This window comes from Lysinibacillus sp. UBA6686, assembly GCF_002455205.1.
GTDB classification, from domain to species: Bacteria; Bacillota; Bacilli; order Bacillales_A; family Planococcaceae; genus Lysinibacillus; species Lysinibacillus pakistanensis.
The window spans coordinates 87308-108833 of the sequence record NZ_DKJS01000081.1 but is presented as its reverse complement, the minus strand read 5'-3'; the positions used below and the strand labels follow the sequence as shown (position 1 = coordinate 108833).

The following is a 21526-nucleotide window of genomic DNA, read 5'->3' as shown; positions in this document are numbered from 1 at the left end:
ACAACTTCAGAAATGCTTTAATTCACTTCAGAGAATACCACATATATAATAGAAGAAACTCTTAATTATTAAAATCCCTAACAGTCTCAAAAACTAGCTGTTAGGGATTTTTTACATGCTTTATTTTTTATTTGTAGTGCCCTTTCTTCCGTATGTCATAAAGCGCCATACCTTTTCAAACGGACCCATTTTAAAGAATTTAAACCAAATAACGCTAAAGATTATTTGAATCACAAAGACTAGGCTTGCTATTAGCACAGTATCCGAGGGTGAAACAACCTCTAGTCCCATTAAAGATATAATCGCTAGTCCAATAAAGCTTTGAGCTAAATAATTGGTAAACGCCATTTGTCCAACCCTTCCAATCGGTTGAAGAAATTTAGCAATTTTTTCGTTCTCTAAAATAGTAAATAAACAAGCTAAATAAAAATAAGTGGTTGGAATGACCCCTAAGCCTATTAGTAATGATAGATTTTCATTATCCCCTTGAGACGCAAACCAAATACATATCGAGATTCCTATAAAGAAAGGGAATGTTATAAATTGTACCCATTTTATTTGTTTGGAATAGTCACTTACATGATTAATCCACCCTGCTTTTGCCACTAAAAAACCAGTTAAAAACATAATAAAAATAGTTACTGCATCATTTCCAACTAAACTAAATGCTGTTGATAGAGCATCGTTATTCGGCATAAAAATTTGTCCCAGAATACCAAGCACATGAATAGTTATAAATGCAAAGAGCCATTTACCAATCGTTGCAACCTTTGCATTATAAAAAGGTAATAAAAAGAAACCTATTACGGCATAAATGGCAAGAATTGAACCCCAGAAAATAAAAATATGAATAATGCCTATTAAAAGCAAGGCTAATAAACGTCTTGCGAAACGCCATTTTGGTTTATCGCCCCGAGCTTCTGCACGAGAAGCAAAAATATAAAAGCCTACACCAAACAGGAAGGAAAAAATTGAAAAGAATTTCTTCTGAATAAACATATCGATTAGTCGATCGATTAGACCATTTATTCCACTATAGTCAGGCATCGGTCCTCCCTCTACAATTAACTGATAGGCAGCCACATTAATAAATAAAATACCAAACAGTGCTAATCCTCGAATAATATCTAAGGAAACTATTCTTTCTTTTTGTGAAACGGATGAATTCATACAGTAAAACTCCTTATCTTTCAAACTTTTTTAGCATAAGTGAAGCTCTTGGGCAAGCCGAATTGGATCGACAGCTGCTTGTGCCCCTTAATCTTATTGTGCTATTGCTATCATAGCTTTCCATCCTTACACCTATTTTTTTTAAAGCTTACAGTAACCTTACAAATTATTATTCTGTATTACCCTTCATTTTTTCACCTTTACTAGTTTTAAATCCCCTTTTTCAATTCAAAATTTCATATTTTATAATAACTATTTCTTTTAGAAAGGAGTTTGACGATGAACAGACAGCGTAAGCTTGGTTTTTGTTACCCAGGCTATAAATATTGTTACCCAGGCTATAAATATTGTGGACCAGGTTGTTCAGGACCAGGTGCACCAACGAATGCTGTAGATGCATGCTGTAAGCAACATGATGAATGCTATGCTCGATACGGTAGTACAAAACATTGTGATGAATTGTTTCAAAACTGCTTACGGCCTTATATGAAGACAAATAATAAAATGGCTAGAGATGCTAAATTATTTTACAATATTTTCGAAATACGTAATCGCTTCTTTTAAGATGAAAAAGCTCACATTGTGTGAGCTTTTTAACCAGTTATAATTTAGTATAAACTGTGTATTTTCTTGGATTTGTAAAGCCCAGCTTAGTGACTAAATGATACAAGATCACAATTCCAGCAAGGCTTCATATTGTTTAAAAGGCAATAGTCTATAAAAATGTCTCTGCAATCATGTTTGCGAACCCTTCTCCTCAATAATTCTGGTCATTTACAATATATCCACCTCTGCCTATTGCATCGACCTAAAAATAGATACCGCTTCACTAATCATTTTACCTTCATGCTGAAAACAAAAACCAAAACCATCTTCAAATTATCCCAATATTCTTAATAGTATTGATAAGTACATTCTTTACTATGATCAATATATTGCTGATTAATCTTAAAGCATTCAAAATCAATTGAATGATGTTTTTCCCTCTCATTAAACATTCTTATCAATGCATAACGTATATCGTTGTAATTTCATCCCCTATTAATTCTTGATTAATCTTTGCGCTCCAATCATCCGAATAAGTAAATAATGTGAAGCGTTTGTTGTGTTCATGCGATTCTTGTTGCAGCGTTACAATTTTACTTACATCAGGAGAATCGCCATAAATATAATATATTCCCGATTTTGTCTGTATTAGTATTGAATGATAGTTTGCATTATCGGCATAAATGTTGCCTTCTATAATCTGTTTAAGTACACTGTAAAGGAATGTCGGTGCCTCTTAAATAATCTCTCTTATTTCCAAAAAATCCTCTTCTTTCACTTTTATCATTTCTTTTCTCCAATCTTATTATAATGTATATTGTAAATAGTAGAACTGTTGTTTACTATTGGAAATGCGTCTAGTATAAACATTTGAAGGGACTGAATGATGCACAGATAGCAATATTTTTCATCCAAACAAAATGAAAAACTTGGAGGTAAAAGTATTGATAGAACAAATTGACACGAATAGACTGTATTTAAGAAAAATGAAAATAGAGGATGCCGATAATTTATTTCAAATTTGGTCTGATCCAGACGTAACGAAATACATGAATATTATTAATTTAACGGATATTAAACAGGCACAAGAGATGATTACACTACTTAATGAATTAGCGAAGGAGCAGAAAGCTATTCGTTTTTCAATTATTGAAAAAACATCTCATAAGATTATTGGCTCTTGTGGATTTAATTCATTTAATGTGGAGAACCATACCGCAGAAATTGGTTATGAGCTTGCGAAAGCTTATTGGGGAAAGGGTTATGCGCAGGAAAGTATTACAGCTTTAATTCATTATGCCTTCACAACTTTGAACATAAAAAAAATTGAAGCCAAAGTTGAGTCTGCAAATAAGAACTCTATAAAAGTATTAGAGAAGTTAAATTTCAGTTATGTAGGAACATCGCCCGAAGCTGAAACATCGGATGATATTAGTCTTTATGCTTTAATACAATAAATTCGTAAGGCCAAGAATCATCATTCTTGGCCTTTTATCTTACTTAATCGGTATCCAAATTTCAGAATAGCAATCAGGGCTAAATGGATCCTGTTCAGAATACACTTCAAGCTCTGCGGATGCTATCGGTTCGTAAGGATTAGATGGGAACCATTCAGAATATATTTGTTTCCAAGTATTCTGCATAGCATCTGGCATTGGACCATGCACTTCAAAGACAACCCATTTAGATGCTGGTATGTCCATTGCCAGTAAATTATCTGGTACATCTCCTACATGATCAGCGGCAATCCAATAATCGATCAGGCTATTCTGTGCATAGTTTGAATCAGGAACACAAACACCAAGTACACCCTTAATTTCTCCATTATTTAATTGAATTAACTGCTTATCAAAGTCTTTACTGTTCATTTCATTCCAAAATTGAGGAATCTCTCTCGTATTTTCACCACTTTGACAATTATAAGTTCTTTTTACCCCTACTACTTGAAATGCTTCTTTTTCTTCAATTCTATACTTCATTGGTTCTGCTCCTTTCAGGCTTACCTGGATGACCAGGCGATTGTATGATTGTAATGGACCTTGCTTTTTTCTAGCTTCACTAGGCGTTACATGATGTTGCTTGCGAAATGCCTTTGTGAAAGCTTCAGGAGAGTCATAGCCATATTTGTAGGCGAGATCGATTATTTTTTCATCAGTATTTAGCAACTCTTGTGCAGCCAATGTTAATCTCCTACGTCTTATATACTCTGCAATGGACATATCCGTTAAAATTGAGAAAGTCCGTTGAAAATGAAAGACTGAAGAATGAACCTCTTGTGCAATTTGCTCCATAGTAATATCCTCTAATAAATGCACTTCGATATAATTGATAGCTTTTTGAATCGACTCAATCCAACTCATTGCTCTCACTCCTTGTATATAGATTAACGAAACGACAGTATTTAATCCTGTTTTTTTATGCTTTCTTTGGACAGATTCATTCATACTCTTTGAAGAAATGTTTACTAAATAAATTCTTATTGATATCCAGTTATTGAAGGGTAGATATACTCATTCTTAAGACGATATCAACAAATAGTTATCACTTAATTTTTGGATGCCTAATAGCGTTTCGAAACAATAAATTTTGAGTATCCGTATGTAAAATAATCGTAACAAAAAGTCACGCTCTATGAACATGACTTAATATTTCTTTATAGTTTTTTGGTAAGATTAATATTCGTTTCTAGTTGTGCATTGCTTCAAAGCTTTATTTTTTCAATTGCTGCTTCATATATCGATTCATTTTTGATTTTTATATATTGATTTTTCGCTGCTTTGCAATAGCCTTCCTTTTCTAGAAATTCCTTTAATGCAGATTTCCTGGGAAATATTTTTTCCATTACACTTTGTACTTCTTCAAGCTCATCTATTCTTTTAGTAACGGACAGCATAAAAATTTTTGACAAAGGACATGCCCCTTTCAATTAGTTATGAAACGTATTATTTATAAATAATTAGAGCTGAATGTATAACAGTCTGTTCTCCAATGTATAAAGTATTATATTTAATATCGATTATTAGATATTCACTTAAATCTAAAAGTGCGTTATTAATATCATTTTCAAAATGTACAATATCATTATTTTGGATTGTTACTACTTGAGTCGGTTGCACCATATATTTTCCTCCCCCTCTATTTATATTAAATTAAAAGGAAAGGTTTGTCACAAAAAAACCAATCAAGCGGAAAAGAAGTGCTAGAGCGAAAAAGCTCTAACACTTCCTTTTAGTACATTCTTAAATATTCTTCACGTTCCCAGTTATGGACACGTGTACGGTATTTATTCCATTCTATTTCTTTAGCAGTTGTGAACTTTTCAAAAATATGTTCTCCAAGTGCCTCACATACAATATGATCCATTTCTAATTCAATTAGTGCAAATTCCAATGATGATGGTAAACTATCAATACCATTTAATTCCCGTTCATTTCGAGACATTTTATAAATATTTCGATCAACAGCGTCTGGAGGTGTTAAATCATTGCGAATCCCATCGAGCCCTGATGCTAAAATAACAGCCATCGCTAAATATGGATTTGCTGCAGGATCAACAGAACGAAGCTCAATGCGTGTTGAGAGGCCTCTTGCAGCCGGAATGCGAATGAGTGGTGAACGGTTTTGAGCAGACCATGCAATATAACAAGGAGCCTCATAGCCAGGCACTAAACGTTTGTAGGAATTCACAAGCGGATTCGTGACTGCAGTAAAGCCATGGACGTGCTTAATAATGCCAGCCATAAAGCTACGTGCTGTTTGGCTTAATTGCAGTTCTGCATTTTCATCATAAAAGGCATTTTTACTTCCCTCAAATAAAGATAGATTGAAATGCATTCCAGAGCCGTTAACACCATATAATGGCTTTGGCATAAAGGTTGCGTGTAAACCATGCTGTGCTGCAATAGTTTTTACAACAAGTTTAAATGTTTGAATATTATCACATGCTTCAATTGCATTGGCATACTTAAAGTCAATTTCATGCTGTCCAGGCGCCACCTCATGATGTGATGCTTCAATCTCGAAGCCCATTCCTTCTAGCTCTAATACAATGTCACGACGACAATTTTCACCTAGATCTGTTGGCGCTAAGTCAAAGTAGCCTCCACTATCATTTAATTCGAGTGTTGGATGCCCTTTTTCATCAAGTTTAAATAAGAAAAACTCAGGTTCTGGTCCTAAATTAAATGAAGTAAAACCAAGCTCCTCCATCTCTTTTAATACCCTCTTTAGATTAGAACGTGGATCACCTTCAAACGGTGTACCATCAGGTCTTGTGATATCACAAATAAAGCGCGCTACCTTGCCCTTTTCAGCTGTCCAAGGAAAAATGACAAAGGTATTAAAATCTGGACGTAAATACATATCTGATTCTTCTATGCGTACAAAGCCCTCAATGGATGAACCATCGAACATCACTTTATTGTCCAATGCTTTCTCTAATTGACTTACAGGAATTTCAACATTTTTAATTGTTCCTAATATATCTGTAAATTGTAGGCGAATAAATTTCACATTTTCTTCTTCCACTTGGCGTATAATATCTTCTTTCGTATAATGTTTCATTTTCCACCACTCCAATGTAATTTTAATTAACATACATTATTAATAACTGCTTTTAAATTACATTATAAAAGAAAAAAACGCAATACACATGTAAATTTTTATTACATTGTTTTTTTCGAAGATATTTATCTTTTTTATAGATATATAGAGCCTCATTTAAGATTCCTTTTACATATGAACGAAAGCTGTACAACAAAGATTTTCATAATTTGTTTTATGGAATTTAAATAAGAAATAATATTTCTGCATTTTATATCACAATAGTCTTGTATAATGCCATATTTATTGGTAAATTTATAGCAAATTAGAATTTCTATATTGTTCATCAGCTAAGTAAATAAGGCGTATATAATATAGTTAGAATGAAACTTAAAATTCCTAAAAATCTTCTATTAAAGATACATAAGGCGGTGAATGTAAGAAGTATGTCAGTACTAATTATTGGCGGCGTAAGTAATGATGTATTGCGTCTACAAAAATATTTTCATCGTATAGACATCAAAGATATTCATTGCTTTTCCTCCCCTGATGCAGCAATGAATTATTTATTAGATTCTTTGAAAGAAGAGCTGGAACTAATTATTCTTGATGCAAAATTAACACTTAAAAATTGCGAAGAAATATGTCAGCAAATTAATCGTTTAATAAACTGGATTGATGTCCCAATCCTTCTTGCTACTACTTATGAAAAAACAATTACGATTGATAGAGTTTTTGAAGCCGGAATATTTGATTTTATTTTAAAGCCATTTGATTTCACACAATTTAAAACTCGAATTCAAGTAGCCACTAAATATCAAAATGAAGCAAAACTTCGAAGGCAGCAAGAGAGCATGATTCAAAAAGACTTAATCGTTGCAAAAAAGTTTCAAAAAAACGCTTTATCACCACCATTAAATCTCGAGTACATACAGATTGATGGGCTTTATGTTACATCCAATACATTAGGAGGTGACATGTACTGTTGGTTCAAGATTAATGAACATTTGACGGCTATTCTCTTATATGATGCTATGGGGCATGGCATCGCCGCATCGCTTGTTACCATGTCCGTTCGATCTCTGTTAAAAGGCATGATTACAAAATTAATCGACCCTGTAACAGTTATTCGGGAGCTGAATCGTCAAATTTACGAGCTTTTTTCTGATGAAGATATGGACCGTTTTTTAATGACCGCTATCTACATACTTATTGATACAAAAAATGGAACATTACACTATGTGAATGCAGCCCATCCAGCTGGTTTTTTATTTGGAAAGTACGGAGAGACAGTATTTCTTCAAGCGAACACACCCATTCTTGGTCTATTTCCTACAATTCCTATCATAAAAAAAACAATTCCTTTATCTGGCTGGCATCGCATTATACTTTATACGGATGGATTATTGACATTAAATAAACAACACGATATCGATATGGATTTTTTCCATTCCTATGCCTCACAAGAAAATAGCTATGCCTTACAAAAATTTTCTCAAAAGTACAATTTATTCGACAATGATCACAGTGATGATATAACAGTAGTTTCAATAACAATTACATTACAGGGTAGGTGATTGGTGATGAAATTCACGCTCAATGTAAATCCTGATACACAAGCTATAGCATTCGTAGACCAAGTTATGGACAATTATGCAAATGTTTATAATCTACCTTATAAAAAAGAATTACGCTTTGTTGTACATGAATTAGTTATAAATGCTGTTGAAGCAATGGGGAAAATGGATGCATGCTCAGAAAAGGAAATTCAAATACATGTATACCAATCCAATGAAGAAATAAAAGTAACTGTTACAGATGAGGCAAAAGGGATAGCTGAAAATGATTGGGATAAGGTTCTTCAATACGATTTAAATGAAATTGATTATTCAGATCGTGGGCGTGGTTTATTTTTTGTTAAAAATATGGTTGACGATATTTGGTTTGAGCATATTTCGGAAACAAAATTTTTAGTTGGTGTCTCAAAAAAAATATATATAAATGAAGGGCTTTGATGAATCTTTAAACATTACTCAACTCTGGAATAAGATTCAACATCACACCCTATAAACGTATAATTGGGAGGAGTTTTAATGAGAGTGTCAATCCGAAAAAAAATAAGCCTGCTAATCTTTAGTTGTATATTACTACTTACCTCACTTTTAGCAGGAATAAATTATTATGTTGCGAAAAAAAATCTTTTAGAAAGCGCTAATACTAAGCTACTATCAGATATTCAGGTAAGCTATGAATATTTAAATGCAAAATTCCCTGGAGATTGGTCCATCAAAAATAATCAATTATATAAAGGCGATGTCAATATGGTTGAGAATTTTGAAATCGCTGATAAAGTCGGAGAACTAACAAACGGTAATGCTGTATCAATCTTCCAAAAAGATACACGAATTAGTACTAATATAGTTGAAAACGGACAGCGTGCCTTAAATACGAAAGTATCTGACGAAGTTGCCACTGTAGTATTAGGAGAAAAAAAACGTTTTATTGGTTCAGCGAGTGTTTTAGGAAGCATGCACCAGGGAGCCTATGACCCTATTTTAGATAGCAAAGGTGATGTAATAGGCGTATGGGCAACGGCCGTTCCAACAGCTCCTTATTTAAGCATTGCAACAAAATCTGCCCTTGAAAATATAGCCGTTTCCTTAGGGATTGCCATTCTATTAATTGTCGGTATTAGTTGGTTTTTACAACGACAAATCATTAATCCAATTAATATCCTAAGTTCCAATGCCCAAGAGCTTGCAGATTTAAATTTGAATGTAAAATTATTAAATCCTAAAGGCAAAGACGAGATAGCAGATTTAGCACAAGCATTCAGTAATATGAAGGATCGTTTAACAGAAACAATAACAATTGTGGCTGGCAGCGCTAATCAGATCGCTAACTCTTCCCACTCATTGGCTGAATCATCACACCAAACAAGCGAGGCTTCTAATCAAATTGCATTAACGATGAATGAAATTGCTGTTGGAACAACAACACAATCCGATCAAGCTGAGCAAATTGTATCAATGATGCAAAAAACAATTGAAGAAGCATCGAGTAGTTTACAAAAAGCTGAAATGACTTTGACTAGTGCAATAGAATCATCGAAAATTGCACGTAAAGGAGAAGAAGCGATTAATGAAGCAATTAAGCATTTAAGTGCTGTAACGCAAACCGTCTCTTATGCAACAGACTCTATTCAAAAACTAGGTAAACGCTCTGAAGAAATTGGTGGTATTATCACCGTGATTACGGGTATTGCAGAGCAAACAAATTTACTTGCCCTTAACGCAGCCATTGAAGCTGCACGCGCAGGAGATCAAGGAAAAGGCTTTGCGGTTGTTGCCTCAGAGGTACGTCAGTTAGCCGAGCAATCAAGCCTGGCATCTGGACAAATTACAAATCTTATAAATGATATTCAAGCCGAAACGTCAGTAACAGTTCGTACAATGGAAAGTAATCTACTTGCGGTAGAGGAGCAAGTAACAATTATCAACAAGGGGGGAACTGCCTTAAAAGAGATTGTGGAGAAGGTTGTAGAGACGGAAAAAGGTGTTGAACAAATGAAGTCAGCATTTTCACATGTCAATGACAACTCCTTAGGTGTTCAACAAGCTATTCATGACATTTCTCGCATCATTGAAGACGCTGCGGCAGCAACAGAGGAAATCGCAGCTACCTCCGAGGAGCAATATGCAACCGTAGCAGAGATAACACAAAACTCAGATGAATTAGCAACAATTGCTGATAAATTACAAAACGAGGTCAATAAATTTAAGTTTTAATTAAGGCTTAAATGATACTATGTATGTTAGAATCAGTGGGAGTTTATTAAAACAATTGCTTATACGGACGTGCACGACTCCCACAATGCCAAATATAAATTAATCGATAAACATGAAAAGGAAAATGGAGGCGCTATAGTATGAATCAGAAGAAAATTGCGATGGATGTTGGCACAAAGGCTGATTATATCTTAATTGCGTTTACTGGCGATTTAGAATACGGGCTGATTGAGGATATAAAAAAAGATCTTCAATCCCTTAATTTAGAAACAAAGCATGGCTATATTATCGATATGCAAAAGGTAACAAATATTGATAGTACTGGCTTTGGTATGATTGTCAACTTTGCCAAAAAAGTATCTTTAAAAGAAAAGAAAATCGCCATTATTGTCGTCGATGATTTCATCCGCAACTTATTCGCTATTTCACAGGTTGATAAAGTTTTTCCTATTACAAACAGCGAAGAGCAAGCAAGAAAGATGATTAAAGAAGACTGGCTAGGAGAATTATCACTTAACGAATATTAACCCTATCGTTGCCCCCATTATTACAATAGGGTGTATTCCTGAGAATGGAATACACCCCTGCTTTTTTAATATTGTAAAAGCATATTTAGTAAAACAACAAGAATAACTATCGGTACTACAATTAACATTAATAATCGATATGTAGAATAGTACCCCTGCCCCATCTGACTTCCCATCAGTAATTCCTGTTTCACAAATTCTTTATCGGCTATATGTGCAATAAAGAAAGCTATTAATAAATTTCCTAATGGAAGCATTAAATTCGATACTAGAAAATCTGTCGCATCAAAAATTGTTTTCCCGAAGAATGATACATCAGCTAAGGTACTAGATGACAGTGCTGCTGGAATTGCAGCAATAAAGACTACTATACCTAATAAAAGTGTTAATGCTGAACGAGACATTCGCCCCTTTTCTATAAATGCTGCAACGATAATTTCATATAAACTGAAGGAAGATGTTAACGTTGCAAATAAAAATAGTAATAAAAACAACGCTAAAAATACTTCACCAAATGGCATTTGGCTAAATGCTGTCGGTAGCACCATAAACAGTAAGCCTGGTCCAGAAGCTGGCTCTAAATCAAAGGCAAATACCACCGGGAAAATCGCTAATCCTGCTAAAAACGATACAAGTACCGTTAAAAGAACAACTGAGCCCGCCGAGTTAGGTAAACTTACATCCTTCTTTAAATAGGAGCTGTAGGTTACAAGGCAGGAAAAACCTACTGCTAAGCCAAAGAAGGATTGTCCTAACGCTTCTAAAATAGCCTTTCCCGTAATATTAGAGAAGTCCGGCCATAAGAAAAATTTCACACCCTCCATCGCCCCGTCTAATGTTACTGCTCGGACAACAAGTACAATAAACATAATAAACAATAGTGGCATCATAAACTTATTGGCCTTTTCGATCCCATTTTGCACACCAAGAGATATCACTAGTACATTAGCTAGCGTAAATAACCCTAAACCTAGTAAAGTAATCCAAGGCGTACCTATAATCTTTCCAAATAGTTCACTAGGATTATTAGCGGGATCAATAACTGTTCCAGCCACACCAAGACCACTATAAATAAAAATCCAACCACCCACAACACTATAAAAAGTTAATAATAAAAAACACCCCAGTACACCCATGCGGCCAATCCATGCCCAGCCTAGCTTCGTTGGTGCCACTTTTTTATAGGCAGTGACCGCCTCAGATTGGGTGCCACGACCTAACACATATTCTGATAATCGCATCGGTAAACCAATTAACAACGTAAATAGAACAAAGATTAGGAAAAATGCTCCCCCACCGCTTTGACCAGTAACATATGGAAGCTTCCAAATTGCCCCTAATCCGATTGCTGCACCTGCGGATGCCAAAATAAAGCCTAGTTTACTAGACCATTGTCCCTTTTTCTCACTCATCTCTTCAAACTCCTCTAGCATTTCTAAACTCTTTCTTAATTCTACATGAAATTACTGGGCTCGACTAGATTAAGTTCATTTGATGAATCTATCCATTATTTCAAAGATTCTATCCTTCACCTTCACATTGCTATTCATTACTTCAAGCGTTCTATCTATAAAAAAACCTCGAGCCTATGAAATCACTCGAGGTTAACTATAATCTTATTTTGATAAATACATATGACGCTGACGATCAATCCATTTGCGCATAGTTGTAAATAATAAAGCCATGATAACAGTTAATAAAATACCTTTGACAATATTAAATGGCAAGATTCCAGCCACAATCATTGTATATAATGAATCCCCTACAACAGGCTCCATCCCTAAAAAGTACGTGTACATCGGTAAAAATACAGCATAGTTAAGAACACTCATACCAACCGCCATAACGATTGTGCCTGCTGCCAAGCCCCCAATAAGACCCCCAATGTTTTTAAAACGCTTAAAAATAAAGGATACTGGTAAAATAAATAAAATACCTGTTGTGAAGTTAGCAATATGTCCTACTGGTACTCCCGTTGGCGTGCCTGAGAAAATCCAATCCAATACATTTTTAAATAACTCTACTAGGATTCCCGCTACAGGTCCCATAGTGATGGCTGCTAATAATGCAGGCATATCACTGAAATCCACTTCCAAAAACGCCGGGAATGGTGGAATTGGGAAATTAAATAGCATTAATAAAAACGAAATACTACTCAGCATGCCAATCGTAATAAACGATTGAAGTTTAACATTTTTCTTCATTGAAAACTCTCTCCTCTTTGCTGATTCAATCTCGCAAGAAGAAAGGCTACGACCTAATCATATGTTATTCACAAAAAAACCCTTATGCATTTTTGCATAAGGGAGAATAGGCATGATTAATAAACGCCATTAATTAGCTATTTTTGAGCAGGCTTTAAAGCCATATTGAAAAAACGCTCGTTCATAACCAATGTAAAATAACAAATGACGATCGTACCTCCATCTTCTCCCATCCAGACTCTAACTGTCGGCCTTGGAATTACACCAAGTCAGCCATGCAAAAAAAATTTTGCACAGGTCGCGGGCTGAAGAGTCTTTGGTAAATCCTTAGAGCCAATGTTTTTCACATTAGCGATTTACAACTCTATTACCGCCGGTCGGGATTTTCACCCTGCCCCGAAGATGAATCAATATATTATTTTTGTTCTACAGCTTTACTATAATGAATTATTTAGAAAAAGTAAATAGTTCTGCTTAAAAAATCCTATTAGATTTGTATGTTTTATGGATAGTTCGATGATTTATTACCACAAAATCAATAAGGAGTATTCTCGTCCCACTGTCGATGTACGAGAATACTCCTTAAACTTCACCATAAAGTTCTATGGCGTCTCCATATATTGCTTGTTTGGGCCAACTGGCTTGGGTAGGAAATTTTTAAAATCAAAGCCTTCCCAGCTTTCCTGAACTACATTATCTAGACGTAATTGTTTATCAAAGCTTGCAGCCGTTAGCATCATTGCTTCGATTAATTGTGTTGCCCGAACTGGGTCCATTGTTGTGAAATCAAGAGGATCATTAAAGGTTACAATTACACCCTCAGCAACCTCTTGCACAGTATAAGTCACATTTTCAGGAACGACAGGAACATAGAAATCATCATTTTTATTGCGCATACCCGTAATCGCTTCTGTTACCGAGGAAAAAGTTTGACGAAAATCAGGTGATAAATATTCAGCCCCATTATTCTGGTCCTTATATAAGTAATAATTAAAATGTCTTGGACCTGTTAACGACATGGCCTTACTCTGCTCTCCTTCTTGAGAGAACTCGTATGGTGTACCGTCTGCGTTTTCAAACTCAACCTCTGTATATTCTGAGTCTGAAAATGTATCCTGCAAGGTTCCCTTGTACTCATTCACAGGTGCAGAAGCTACATCATAATCATTTTTCTCAGGTAATACATGAATCAACTTATCATCCTTTTCCTTCAATTCACCTTGATATGGATGATAGTTCGTAAAGCCTTTTGCTTCCTCTTCAATTTGTGGTGCATATTTTTTATACATTTGTAATGTAGAAGGTTTTTCTTTCCCAAAATCTGCTTCAACCCGTTCATTGGGAATAACATATGTCATTGGTACACTTTCTACATCCCTGCTTGCTAAACCAATACGGAAGACAACGGCATCCGTTAAGTCTTCTTCATACACAGAGGTACGTAAAGACATAATTTTAGCATGTTCTGCAACAATGCTCGAATCCAAAAAACTATCATGATTTTCAGCACTTTTGACAGCTGGCGCATCTTCCATAGTAGAATACGGAGCAATGTCAGGTGCCGTTTCCTGATCTAGCTTAGAATGATTATTATTCATAAACATAGAGCCTACACCTACTGTTAATCCGAAAACAGCGGCAACACTCATAAGGATTGGCCATTTCCGGTTTTTGCGCTTTGTTGTTTTTGTACTTTGCTGTTGTTCCTGGACTGACATTTCTTCTATTGGCTGCTGGATGGCTTCTTGCAGATGAACATTATCCTGCAAGCGGGCATCTGCCAATAAGCGATTTAATATTTCTTCTTTAGAACGGCGGTCAGAAAGCTTAGGGGCATTGTTCAATACATGTTCTAGCTGGTCATCATCAAACTGGTTATGTGTCATTGCCTTTTCGCCTCCTGTTCTCTAACCTGTTGTAGCTGTTGCCTCAAAAATTTGATGGCACGATGCTGTGTCGTTTTTACCTTCGCTTCTGTCCAATCTAGTATTTGTGCTGTTTCTGCAATCGATAAATCTTGAAAGTAGCGCATAATGATAACCATTTTTTGGTCTCCTGTACAGTTTTCAAGTGCAGACTCTACCTGCATAAATTCATCACTGGCTTCCAACATATCTTCCGGTGATGGTGTGTTTGAATGGAGTTGTTCCGTTTCCCAGTCAAAAAAATCAAGTGAATGCTTCTGGCGTACTGCCTGCTTCCGAAAGTGATCAATTGCAACATTTTTAGCAATGGCAAATAGCCATGTCTTTTCACTGCTATTTCCTGCAAATTGATCGTATGAGCGCAACACTCGTACATAAACCTCGTGCGCTAAATCTTCAGCAAGTGTACGGTTTTTTACTAAATAAATAAGAAACTGGAACACGTCTTGATGGTATGCATCGTACAGTCGATGGAACACGGAGTCATTCAATGCACTCCACCCCCGTTCTATTATATTTGTCGTCTTTATGTTTACAGAAGTTACAGCCAATTAATACCACTAAAAGGCAATAATATGAATTACTCGAAAGGTAAATAAAACGTAAAGGTCGTACCCTCTTTCAGCACACTGTCTACCATAATCGTTCCTGAATGTGCCTTTACAATATTTCTAGCAATAGCTAAACCTAGGCCAGTTCCGCCTTTAGAACGCGTTCGGGCTTTGTCAGCTTTATAAAATCGTTCAAATACATAAGGTAAGTCATCATGTGGAATGCCATGTCCTGTATCCTGAACAGATATTTTTGCAAAGGTTGGCTCCTGCTCAATTTTGACAGTAACTGACCCTTCATCGGTATGACGGAGTGCGTTGTCAACTAAATTGGTTAACACCTGTTCAATCCGATCCTCGTCAATACTTATCCTAGCGTCATCATTAAATTCACTATCAAATAGTAGACGAACATGCTTCTCTTTAGCGACTTGAGCAAATTTTTGTGTTATCCGTTCAAATGTAGAATTAATTGGGAGCTCATCCTTATAAAGTGTCATATGCCCCGATTCCATACGAGCTAGATCCAATAAATCTGTTACTAGACGTCCCATACGCTTCGATTCATCATAGATAATTTTTGTTATCTCGTTACGTTCTTCCTGATCCTGGATAAAATCATCATCCATTAAGGCCTCAGAATAGCCCTGAAGCATTGAAATTGGCGTTCTAAGCTCATGAGATACATTAGCTATGAAATCTGAACGCAGCTTTTCTAAGCGATGCTGCTCTGTCATATCACGAATAACAGCGACTGCTCCACGTATCAATTCCCCACTATAAAGAGGACTAATCGTAAACGTATAATAATTTCCATCCATCTCAATTTCTTCTTCCAATTTATCCTCAAACATCAGAACATGATCCAGCATATGATATAGCTCTGGTGGAATTGGCTTCGCACTTTGAGAGCCCTTATTAACAAACCATTTTTGCATTAAACGCTCTGCTGGTGGGTTACTTAATAATATTGTACGATCCCGATTAAATGTAATGACTGCATCTGTCATCGATGTCAATATATTTGAAAGTTGTTCATTTTCCTGATTGATTACTTCAAGATTATGCTTTAATTGTCGACCCATTTGATTAAAGGCAACGGCAAGCTGACCAATTTCATCATTTTGTGTTGTTGGCATTTTCGCTTCAAAATTCCCTTTTGAAATTTCAAATGCCAATTCACGCATTTTACGCAATGGCGAGGTAATACGTGAGGATAGGAAAAAGGCAAAGAATGTCGTCAGCACAAAGGCTATAAAGGCAGATAAAAAGACAATTTTAGTTGTTTCTTTCGATGTTTTATGAAGAGCATCCGGACTTTGATATATAAAGACAGCACCATGCACCGCATTCTCTACATTTAATGGGAAGCCGAGGACAACATACGATTCTATTTTTTCCTTTTCTGTAGATGATGGCATCATCATTTCTTTCGTAATCGGTTCATCTGATTGGAAAATTTTATGGAAGGATTTATTCGCTAAAATTGTATCCTGTATTTCTTTTTTATTAACACCCTCCTGTAAAGCAAACGATACTTCGTTATCACCATTAGCAATAAGTGCATTCGTGCTTTCGGGTAAAATATCTTTTAATAATTCCGACGTTGACTCTGCTGTTTCATTATCATCTACTATACTTGCTACCGTTGCAGCAGTTTGACGTAACGAAATCTCTGCTTGCTGCATATGGTAATTTTGTAGAAATTCGAGCATCAAAACCGTGAAAACAAATAATACAAATGAAACGAGAAGCAATATGGTTACCCATAGCTTCCCGACAACACTATTCCATATTCTATTCATTGACAACCTCAAATTTGTAGCCAACGCCCCAAACAGTGACAATCATCTTTGCAGCGTTTTCAGATACTCGATTAAGCTTTTCACGTAAGCGCTTAACATGCGTATCCACGGTACGTAAATCTCCAAAGAAATCATAATGCCACACTTCTTTAAGTAATTGTTCACGGTCAAATACTTTATCTGGTGATTTCGCTAGGAAATAAAGCAATTCATACTCTTTCGGTGTTAAATTTACCTCAATTCCCTCTGCTGTTACACGATGGGCATCATGATCAATCATTAAATGCTGGAATACAACCAAATCTTTAGAGGAGGATGCATTTGTCGAAGGTGAGAATGCCTGTGAACGGCGTAAAATAGCCTTCACACGTAATACTACCTCACGTGGACTAAATGGTTTTACAATATAATCATCTGCCCCAAGCTCAAAGCCCTGTACACGGTTTGCTTCTTCGCCCTTAGCAGTTAATAAGATAATTGGTGTTGCTGCACGTTCACGGATTTCTGCACATACTTCAAGTCCGTCTTTTTCAGGCATCATGATATCTAGTAAAATACAGTGATACTCTTTTTCTAAAGATTTTTCGATCGCTTGTTCACCATTTTCTGCTTCGTCTACAAGGTACCCTTCACGCTCCAAATACATTTTTAATAAGCGTCGAATACGATCCTCGTCATCTACTACTAACACTGAAATATTTTCTGACACTTTCACGATCCCTCTCTTCCAATCTTTCTCTACATTCTATTGTACATGGTTCGACACATATTGAAAAGAAAAGAAAGCCCTCTTGCCACAAGCAAGAAGGCTTATCTTTCTAATACTAGCGACGTTGAAAATCCATATGTGCTTCCATACTAGTTCATCCTGCAAACTCTTAATGTAGACAGGACGTTATTATACAAGCGTTTTCATAGTAGATATAGGTATTAGCTTAAATTCCTCTACCCTAAGTACTGGTTTCGCTTTAGTTTGACGCGTATGAGTGTAAGCCTGCAAGAATTAAATTAACAGCAATTAGGTTAAATAAGATAATACCGAAGCCGATTAATGCCAACCAAGCTGACTTTTTACCTTCCCATCCTTTTGAAAGGCGTAAATGTAAGAATGCTGCATAAAATAGCCATGTGATAAGCGCCCATACCTCTTTAGGATCCCATCCCCAGAAACGACTCCAGGCAATTTGTGCCCAAATCATCGCAAAGATTAAAGCTCCTAATGTAAATACTGGGAAACCAATTAATACGGAACGGTAACCGATTTCATCTACTAATTGTAAATTGACACGTTTAACAAATGGTTGGAATATTGCACTAATACGTTGTCGTGCAATTAAACGAATTAATAAATACAAAATAGATCCTACTAATAATGACCAAACAACTGTTGTTAATTTCTTCGCATTAATAAGTGAAGGCATTTCTACAATTGGCGACATACCCTGTTCTTCAATTGCTTTAAATTCATTCATCCCAAAAATCGGTGGCATATTATAAGTAATTTGACGCTCCGTACCTTCTTTATCCACATAAGAATACTTAGATTCATAATCCATTGCATTAAATGTAGACGTAGCAATGACAAAGCCAACTACTACTACTAAGCAAAACATCACTGTTTCTAACCAAAAACGTTCTTTAGTAGGCTTCGTAACATCTACTACTTTTAATAAATAAATCAGTCCAGCTACTGCACTTATTGCCAAAATTGATTGCCCCAAAGCCGCAGTAATAACATGAATTGTTAGCCAATGACTTTGCAAAGATGGTACTAATGGACTTACTTCGTTCGGGAACATCGCTGCATAGGCAATAATTAAAAGAGCCACAGGTAATGCCACTAATCCTAATGCTGTCATGCGATAAATAAAGTAAATCAAAATAAATGCAGCAACAATGAACATACCAAAGGCTGTTGTAAATTCAAACATGTTACTAACAGGTGCATGCCCTGTATGAATCCAACGAGTAATAAAATACCCGAGCTGTGAAAGGAAACCAATGATAGTTATAGCAATAGCCAGCTTGCCCCATTTATCTGTATTTTTGCCTGTAGCATTTGATTGCTTAATCGAGCCACCAAAGAATAATGTTGCTACAAGATAAGCTATAAATGCTACATACAATAGATTTCCGCTTATATCAATCAAACTCATAAGGTGTTGTCACCTTCCTTTTTAGTAATGGCTGGTTTTGTCGACTTCTCGACATCTTCTGACTTCTCTAGCTGATCTATATACGGTGGTAAATCAGCGAAGGATGAAACAGCATCTAAATCTTTCTTCATGCTGAACATGTTTTTATTGACATGAGCTGCCATGATCACTTTTCCATCCGGCTCTACCTGTAACCATAAACGTCGGTGATTCCAATACGAACCAATTGCTACACCAATCATGAAAATAATACCCCCTACAAATAAAATAGGTATTGTACTATCTTTACGTATGGTAAAGTTTGCTGTATTTCGTGTGTCAGCACTAGCAAATTTCATTCGATATTTATTTTCTCCAAGCGGTTCAAGGGGCGGCTTCATAATTTCAACAAAACTTACCTCTCCCTCTGGTGTTTCTGGTGTTTTCATTTTAAATAAAAATGCTGGATTATTAGGGATAGAAGTTTTCGTTTGCGGTTCCCCATTCTCAAAACCAGAAAAATCTGGTGTATAAACTAGAATCTGTACAGAGGAACCATTTCCTAAGTCATATTCCTTTTTAGGATTTGTTAGATCAATTTCAGCCTTACCAAGTGATTCACCAGTTTCTTTATTCACCAAATCAAAATTCATCTGCTTCAATTCATTCAGTCGGTAATTCATTTGATATAAGGCAAAACCCTCTTCTTTTAAAGGATGGTTCACGCGAACTGAGTAATCTCTCACCTTTTCAAGATTATCTAAGTCACCAGGAAGGGAGCCTTCAGGTTGTTTGTACAATGTGACATCAGTTTGGAAGTTTTTCGCTACTACATTGACACCTTGTGCCACTTGCTCACCCTGTGGCTTGTTGTTATGAGTTTCTAAAATAAATTTATTATTTTTAATAAAATAGCCTTCCATCCCTGGTATAGCTCTTGTCTCACCTTCACGAATCCAAATCGACTCATCTACGTAAAAGCCAGGTACTAAACGTATCATGACCCCTGCTAAAAAAATAATAAGGCCGACATGGTTTATGTATGGGCCATACCTAGAAAAACGGCCGCGTTCTGCTAAAAGTGCGCTTCCATCACGTCGAACATTATATTTTAAGTCAGTCATTTTTTGCTGAACTTTTTCGAGTGTTTCCTCAGGATTTGAAACTTGTCCTTCCGCTATAATGCGTTGACGTTTCAAGAAACTTTCATGCCGTTTAACACGTTGATTTTTCAAAGACTTATGCAATGGTATCCCACGGTCTAAGCTTGCGACAATGATCGATATAGCTAGCATCCCAACCAAGATTTGGAACCACCAAGTGCTATACAAATCAGATAATCCTAAATAATTATAAAGTTTTCCAAACCAGCCGTAGACCTTCTCATAATACTCGGCCTTTCCTGCATCCGGAGCATTTACATATATCTCTTGCGGTAGAATAGTTCCGATTGATGCAGCAACCAAAGTGATAATAATCAGGGCGATTCCTACTTTTACGCTCGAGAAAAAATTCCAAATTTTATCGATAAATGTTTTGTTGTATGTTTTCGATCGAATTGCTGATCCATCATAGCGCATATCAACAACTTTTGTTTGCTTACCTTCCTCAGTTAAAGGGCGACCACATTTTTCACAGAGCTTCGTGCCATATGGGTTACTATGACCACAAGCACAAATGATATTTTCCATAGTCATTTACTCCTTATTCGGCTTCACTAATTCCATGTACGAAGCGATATTTGCCTCCGTCATTTCACCCGTAATAATTTTTGCTACCTTACCATCTGGATCAATAAGAACAGTTGCTGGTAATTGTCCAACATTGTAGGCAGTCATAACACTTTTCGTTTTGTCAATAACTACTGGAAATGTTAAGTCGTATCTATCGACAAAATTTTGTACTTCAAAATCGGTTTGTGCAATATTGACAGCCAGTGTTTGTACACCTTGGTTTTTAAACGATTTATACTGACGGTCCATTGCAGGCATTTCCTTTTCGCATGGCTTACACCAAGTTCCCCAGAAGTTCAAAAATACCCCCTGCCCTTTATAATCAGACAGTTTATGTTTCTCACCGTTTAAATCTACTAACGTGAAGTCCGGTGCTTTAGAGCCTATTGCTACTAACTCTACCTTCTCCTTTGTCGCTGTTCCATATACAGTGTACCCAATTGCAAAGACCAAAACTGCTAAAATAATGGTACGGATGACGAGACGTTTTTTCTTTTTCTCCAAGTTAATAAACCCCCTATACGGCTTAGAGTAACATTTTTTGACGCTAAGCTTTTATAAATTTGTATAGATTCCTTATTAAAAGCTTTTATGTTTGTC

General features: G+C 35.9%; 20 protein-coding genes, 1 pseudogene and 1 riboswitch. Of the genes and pseudogenes, 6 read left to right on the top strand and 15 right to left on the bottom strand.

Annotation, left to right across the window (positions count from 1 at the left end; genetic code table 11):
• Positions 1-120: 120 nt before the first annotated feature.
• A complete protein-coding gene (locus B2R82_RS22325) occupies positions 121-1170 on the bottom strand; it encodes a DUF418 domain-containing protein (protein ID WP_286927121.1) in 1050 nt (349 codons plus the stop codon).
• Positions 1171-1449: 279 nt separating this feature from the next.
• Between B2R82_RS22325 and B2R82_RS22320 the strand changes: the two genes are divergently transcribed.
• Complete coding sequence (locus B2R82_RS22320) at positions 1450-1734, top strand: Parvovirus coat protein VP1-like protein (RefSeq protein WP_286927119.1); 285 nt, start codon at positions 1450-1452, stop codon at positions 1732-1734.
• A 439-nt stretch (positions 1735-2173) separates the two neighbouring features.
• Here B2R82_RS22320 and B2R82_RS22315 read toward each other — a convergent pair.
• Positions 2174-2431 (bottom strand): annotated as a pseudogene (locus B2R82_RS22315) (GNAT family N-acetyltransferase); the annotation flags it as partial.
• A 229-nt stretch (positions 2432-2660) separates the two neighbouring features.
• On the opposite strand from B2R82_RS22315, the gene B2R82_RS22310 reads away from it, so the two are divergent.
• Positions 2661-3173: a GNAT family N-acetyltransferase gene (locus B2R82_RS22310; protein ID WP_286927117.1), complete on the top strand. Its 513-nt coding sequence runs from the start codon at positions 2661-2663 to the stop codon at positions 3171-3173.
• Positions 3174-3212: 39 nt separating this feature from the next.
• Here the strand turns inward: B2R82_RS22310 and B2R82_RS22305 are convergent, their stop codons facing one another.
• From B2R82_RS22305 to glnA, 4 genes are all read right to left on the bottom strand, one after another.
• The gene (locus B2R82_RS22305; RefSeq protein ID WP_286927116.1) at positions 3213-4076 is read right to left on the bottom strand and encodes an AraC family transcriptional regulator; all 864 of its coding nucleotides are present in this window, start codon (positions 4074-4076) and stop codon (positions 3213-3215) included.
• Positions 4077-4417: 341 nt separating this feature from the next.
• Positions 4418-4624 carry a hypothetical protein gene (locus B2R82_RS22300; protein WP_283871331.1) on the bottom strand — a complete coding sequence of 69 codons (207 nt, stop codon included), beginning with the start codon at positions 4622-4624 and terminating at the stop codon, positions 4418-4420.
• A gap of 34 nt (positions 4625-4658) precedes the next feature.
• On the bottom strand, positions 4659-4835 hold the full coding sequence (locus tag B2R82_RS22295; protein WP_286927115.1) for a sporulation protein Cse60: 177 nt from the start codon (positions 4833-4835) through the stop codon (positions 4659-4661).
• Between the two features lie 109 nt (positions 4836-4944).
• Positions 4945-6279, bottom strand: a complete 1335-nt coding sequence (gene glnA, locus B2R82_RS22290) for a type I glutamate--ammonia ligase (protein ID WP_286927114.1) — start codon at positions 6277-6279, stop codon at positions 4945-4947.
• A 425-nt stretch (positions 6280-6704) separates the two neighbouring features.
• On the opposite strand from glnA, the gene B2R82_RS22285 reads away from it, so the two are divergent.
• The 4 genes from B2R82_RS22285 (at position 6705) to B2R82_RS22270 (ending at position 10573) form a co-directional block, all read left to right on the top strand.
• Complete coding sequence (locus B2R82_RS22285) at positions 6705-7835, top strand: SpoIIE family protein phosphatase (RefSeq protein WP_286927113.1); 1131 nt, start codon at positions 6705-6707, stop codon at positions 7833-7835.
• 6 nt (positions 7836-7841) lie between these two features.
• On the top strand, positions 7842-8273 hold the full coding sequence (locus B2R82_RS22280) for an ATP-binding protein (RefSeq protein WP_286927123.1): 432 nt from the start codon (positions 7842-7844) through the stop codon (positions 8271-8273).
• A gap of 78 nt (positions 8274-8351) precedes the next feature.
• Positions 8352-10046, top strand: coding sequence for a methyl-accepting chemotaxis protein (locus B2R82_RS22275; RefSeq protein ID WP_286927112.1), 1695 nt, complete (start codon positions 8352-8354; stop codon positions 10044-10046).
• Between the two features lie 140 nt (positions 10047-10186).
• Complete coding sequence (locus B2R82_RS22270) at positions 10187-10573, top strand: STAS domain-containing protein (protein ID WP_283871326.1); 387 nt, start codon at positions 10187-10189, stop codon at positions 10571-10573.
• A 65-nt stretch (positions 10574-10638) separates the two neighbouring features.
• On the opposite strand, the gene B2R82_RS22265 is transcribed toward B2R82_RS22270, so the two are convergent.
• The 9 genes from B2R82_RS22265 to resA form a co-directional block, all read right to left on the bottom strand.
• A complete protein-coding gene (locus B2R82_RS22265; protein ID WP_286927111.1) occupies positions 10639-11985 on the bottom strand; it encodes a sodium-dependent transporter in 1347 nt (448 codons plus the stop codon).
• Positions 11986-12189: 204 nt separating this feature from the next.
• Positions 12190-12777, bottom strand: coding sequence for an ECF transporter S component (locus B2R82_RS22260; RefSeq protein WP_286927110.1), 588 nt, complete (start codon positions 12775-12777; stop codon positions 12190-12192).
• Positions 12778-12994: 217 nt separating this feature from the next.
• A riboswitch (FMN riboswitch) is annotated at positions 12995-13185 on the bottom strand.
• 194 nt (positions 13186-13379) lie between these two features.
• Positions 13380-14663 (bottom strand): RNA polymerase subunit sigma, encoded by a 1284-nt coding sequence (locus B2R82_RS22255; RefSeq protein ID WP_286927109.1) that lies wholly within the window; start codon positions 14661-14663, stop codon positions 13380-13382.
• A complete protein-coding gene (gene sigX / locus B2R82_RS22250; RefSeq protein ID WP_376781218.1) occupies positions 14660-15193 on the bottom strand; it encodes an RNA polymerase sigma factor SigX in 534 nt (177 codons plus the stop codon). Before sigX ends, B2R82_RS22255 begins: the two co-directional genes overlap by 4 nt.
• 89 nt (positions 15194-15282) lie before the next feature.
• Positions 15283-17058 (bottom strand): ATP-binding protein, encoded by a 1776-nt coding sequence (locus tag B2R82_RS22245; RefSeq protein ID WP_286927108.1) that lies wholly within the window; start codon positions 17056-17058, stop codon positions 15283-15285.
• On the bottom strand, positions 17051-17767 hold the full coding sequence (locus B2R82_RS22240; protein ID WP_049668637.1) for a response regulator transcription factor: 717 nt from the start codon (positions 17765-17767) through the stop codon (positions 17051-17053). Before B2R82_RS22240 ends, B2R82_RS22245 begins: the two co-directional genes overlap by 8 nt.
• Positions 17768-18026: 259 nt before the next feature.
• Positions 18027-19214, bottom strand: a complete 1188-nt coding sequence (gene ccsB, locus B2R82_RS22235) for a c-type cytochrome biogenesis protein CcsB (RefSeq protein ID WP_286927107.1) — start codon at positions 19212-19214, stop codon at positions 18027-18029.
• On the bottom strand, positions 19211-20884 hold the full coding sequence (gene resB / locus B2R82_RS22230; RefSeq protein WP_286927106.1) for a cytochrome c biogenesis protein ResB: 1674 nt from the start codon (positions 20882-20884) through the stop codon (positions 19211-19213). The genes ccsB and resB overlap by 4 nt, the downstream gene beginning before the upstream one ends.
• Before the next feature lie 6 nt (positions 20885-20890).
• Complete coding sequence (resA, locus tag B2R82_RS22225; protein ID WP_286927105.1) at positions 20891-21430, bottom strand: thiol-disulfide oxidoreductase ResA; 540 nt, start codon at positions 21428-21430, stop codon at positions 20891-20893.
• Positions 21431-21526 lie beyond the last annotated feature (96 nt).

Coding starts and splice junctions, on each gene's coding strand:
- glnA (WP_286927114.1), bottom strand. CDS start 6,279: ATGAAACATTATACGAAAGAAGATATTATACGCCAAGTGGAAGAAGAA.
- B2R82_RS22280 (WP_286927123.1), top strand. CDS start 7,842: ATGAAATTCACGCTCAATGTAAATCCTGATACACAAGCTATAGCATTC.
- B2R82_RS22270 (WP_283871326.1), top strand. CDS start 10,187: ATGAATCAGAAGAAAATTGCGATGGATGTTGGCACAAAGGCTGATTAT.
- B2R82_RS22320 (WP_286927119.1), top strand. CDS start 1,450: ATGAACAGACAGCGTAAGCTTGGTTTTTGTTACCCAGGCTATAAATAT.
- B2R82_RS22245 (WP_286927108.1), bottom strand. CDS start 17,058: ATGAATAGAATATGGAATAGTGTTGTCGGGAAGCTATGGGTAACCATA.
- ccsB (WP_286927107.1), bottom strand. CDS start 19,214: ATGAGTTTGATTGATATAAGCGGAAATCTATTGTATGTAGCATTTATA.
- resB (WP_286927106.1), bottom strand. CDS start 20,884: ATGGAAAATATCATTTGTGCTTGTGGTCATAGTAACCCATATGGCACG.
- B2R82_RS22260 (WP_286927110.1), bottom strand. CDS start 12,777: ATGAAGAAAAATGTTAAACTTCAATCGTTTATTACGATTGGCATGCTG.
- B2R82_RS22305 (WP_286927116.1), bottom strand. CDS start 4,076: ATGAGTTGGATTGAGTCGATTCAAAAAGCTATCAATTATATCGAAGTG.
- B2R82_RS22255 (WP_286927109.1), bottom strand. CDS start 14,663: ATGACACATAACCAGTTTGATGATGACCAGCTAGAACATGTATTGAAC.
- B2R82_RS22265 (WP_286927111.1), bottom strand. CDS start 11,985: ATGAGTGAGAAAAAGGGACAATGGTCTAGTAAACTAGGCTTTATTTTG.
- B2R82_RS22275 (WP_286927112.1), top strand. CDS start 8,352: ATGAGAGTGTCAATCCGAAAAAAAATAAGCCTGCTAATCTTTAGTTGT.
- B2R82_RS22295 (WP_286927115.1), bottom strand. CDS start 4,835: ATGGTGCAACCGACTCAAGTAGTAACAATCCAAAATAATGATATTGTA.
- B2R82_RS22325 (WP_286927121.1), bottom strand. CDS start 1,170: ATGAATTCATCCGTTTCACAAAAAGAAAGAATAGTTTCCTTAGATATT.
- B2R82_RS22285 (WP_286927113.1), top strand. CDS start 6,705: ATGTCAGTACTAATTATTGGCGGCGTAAGTAATGATGTATTGCGTCTA.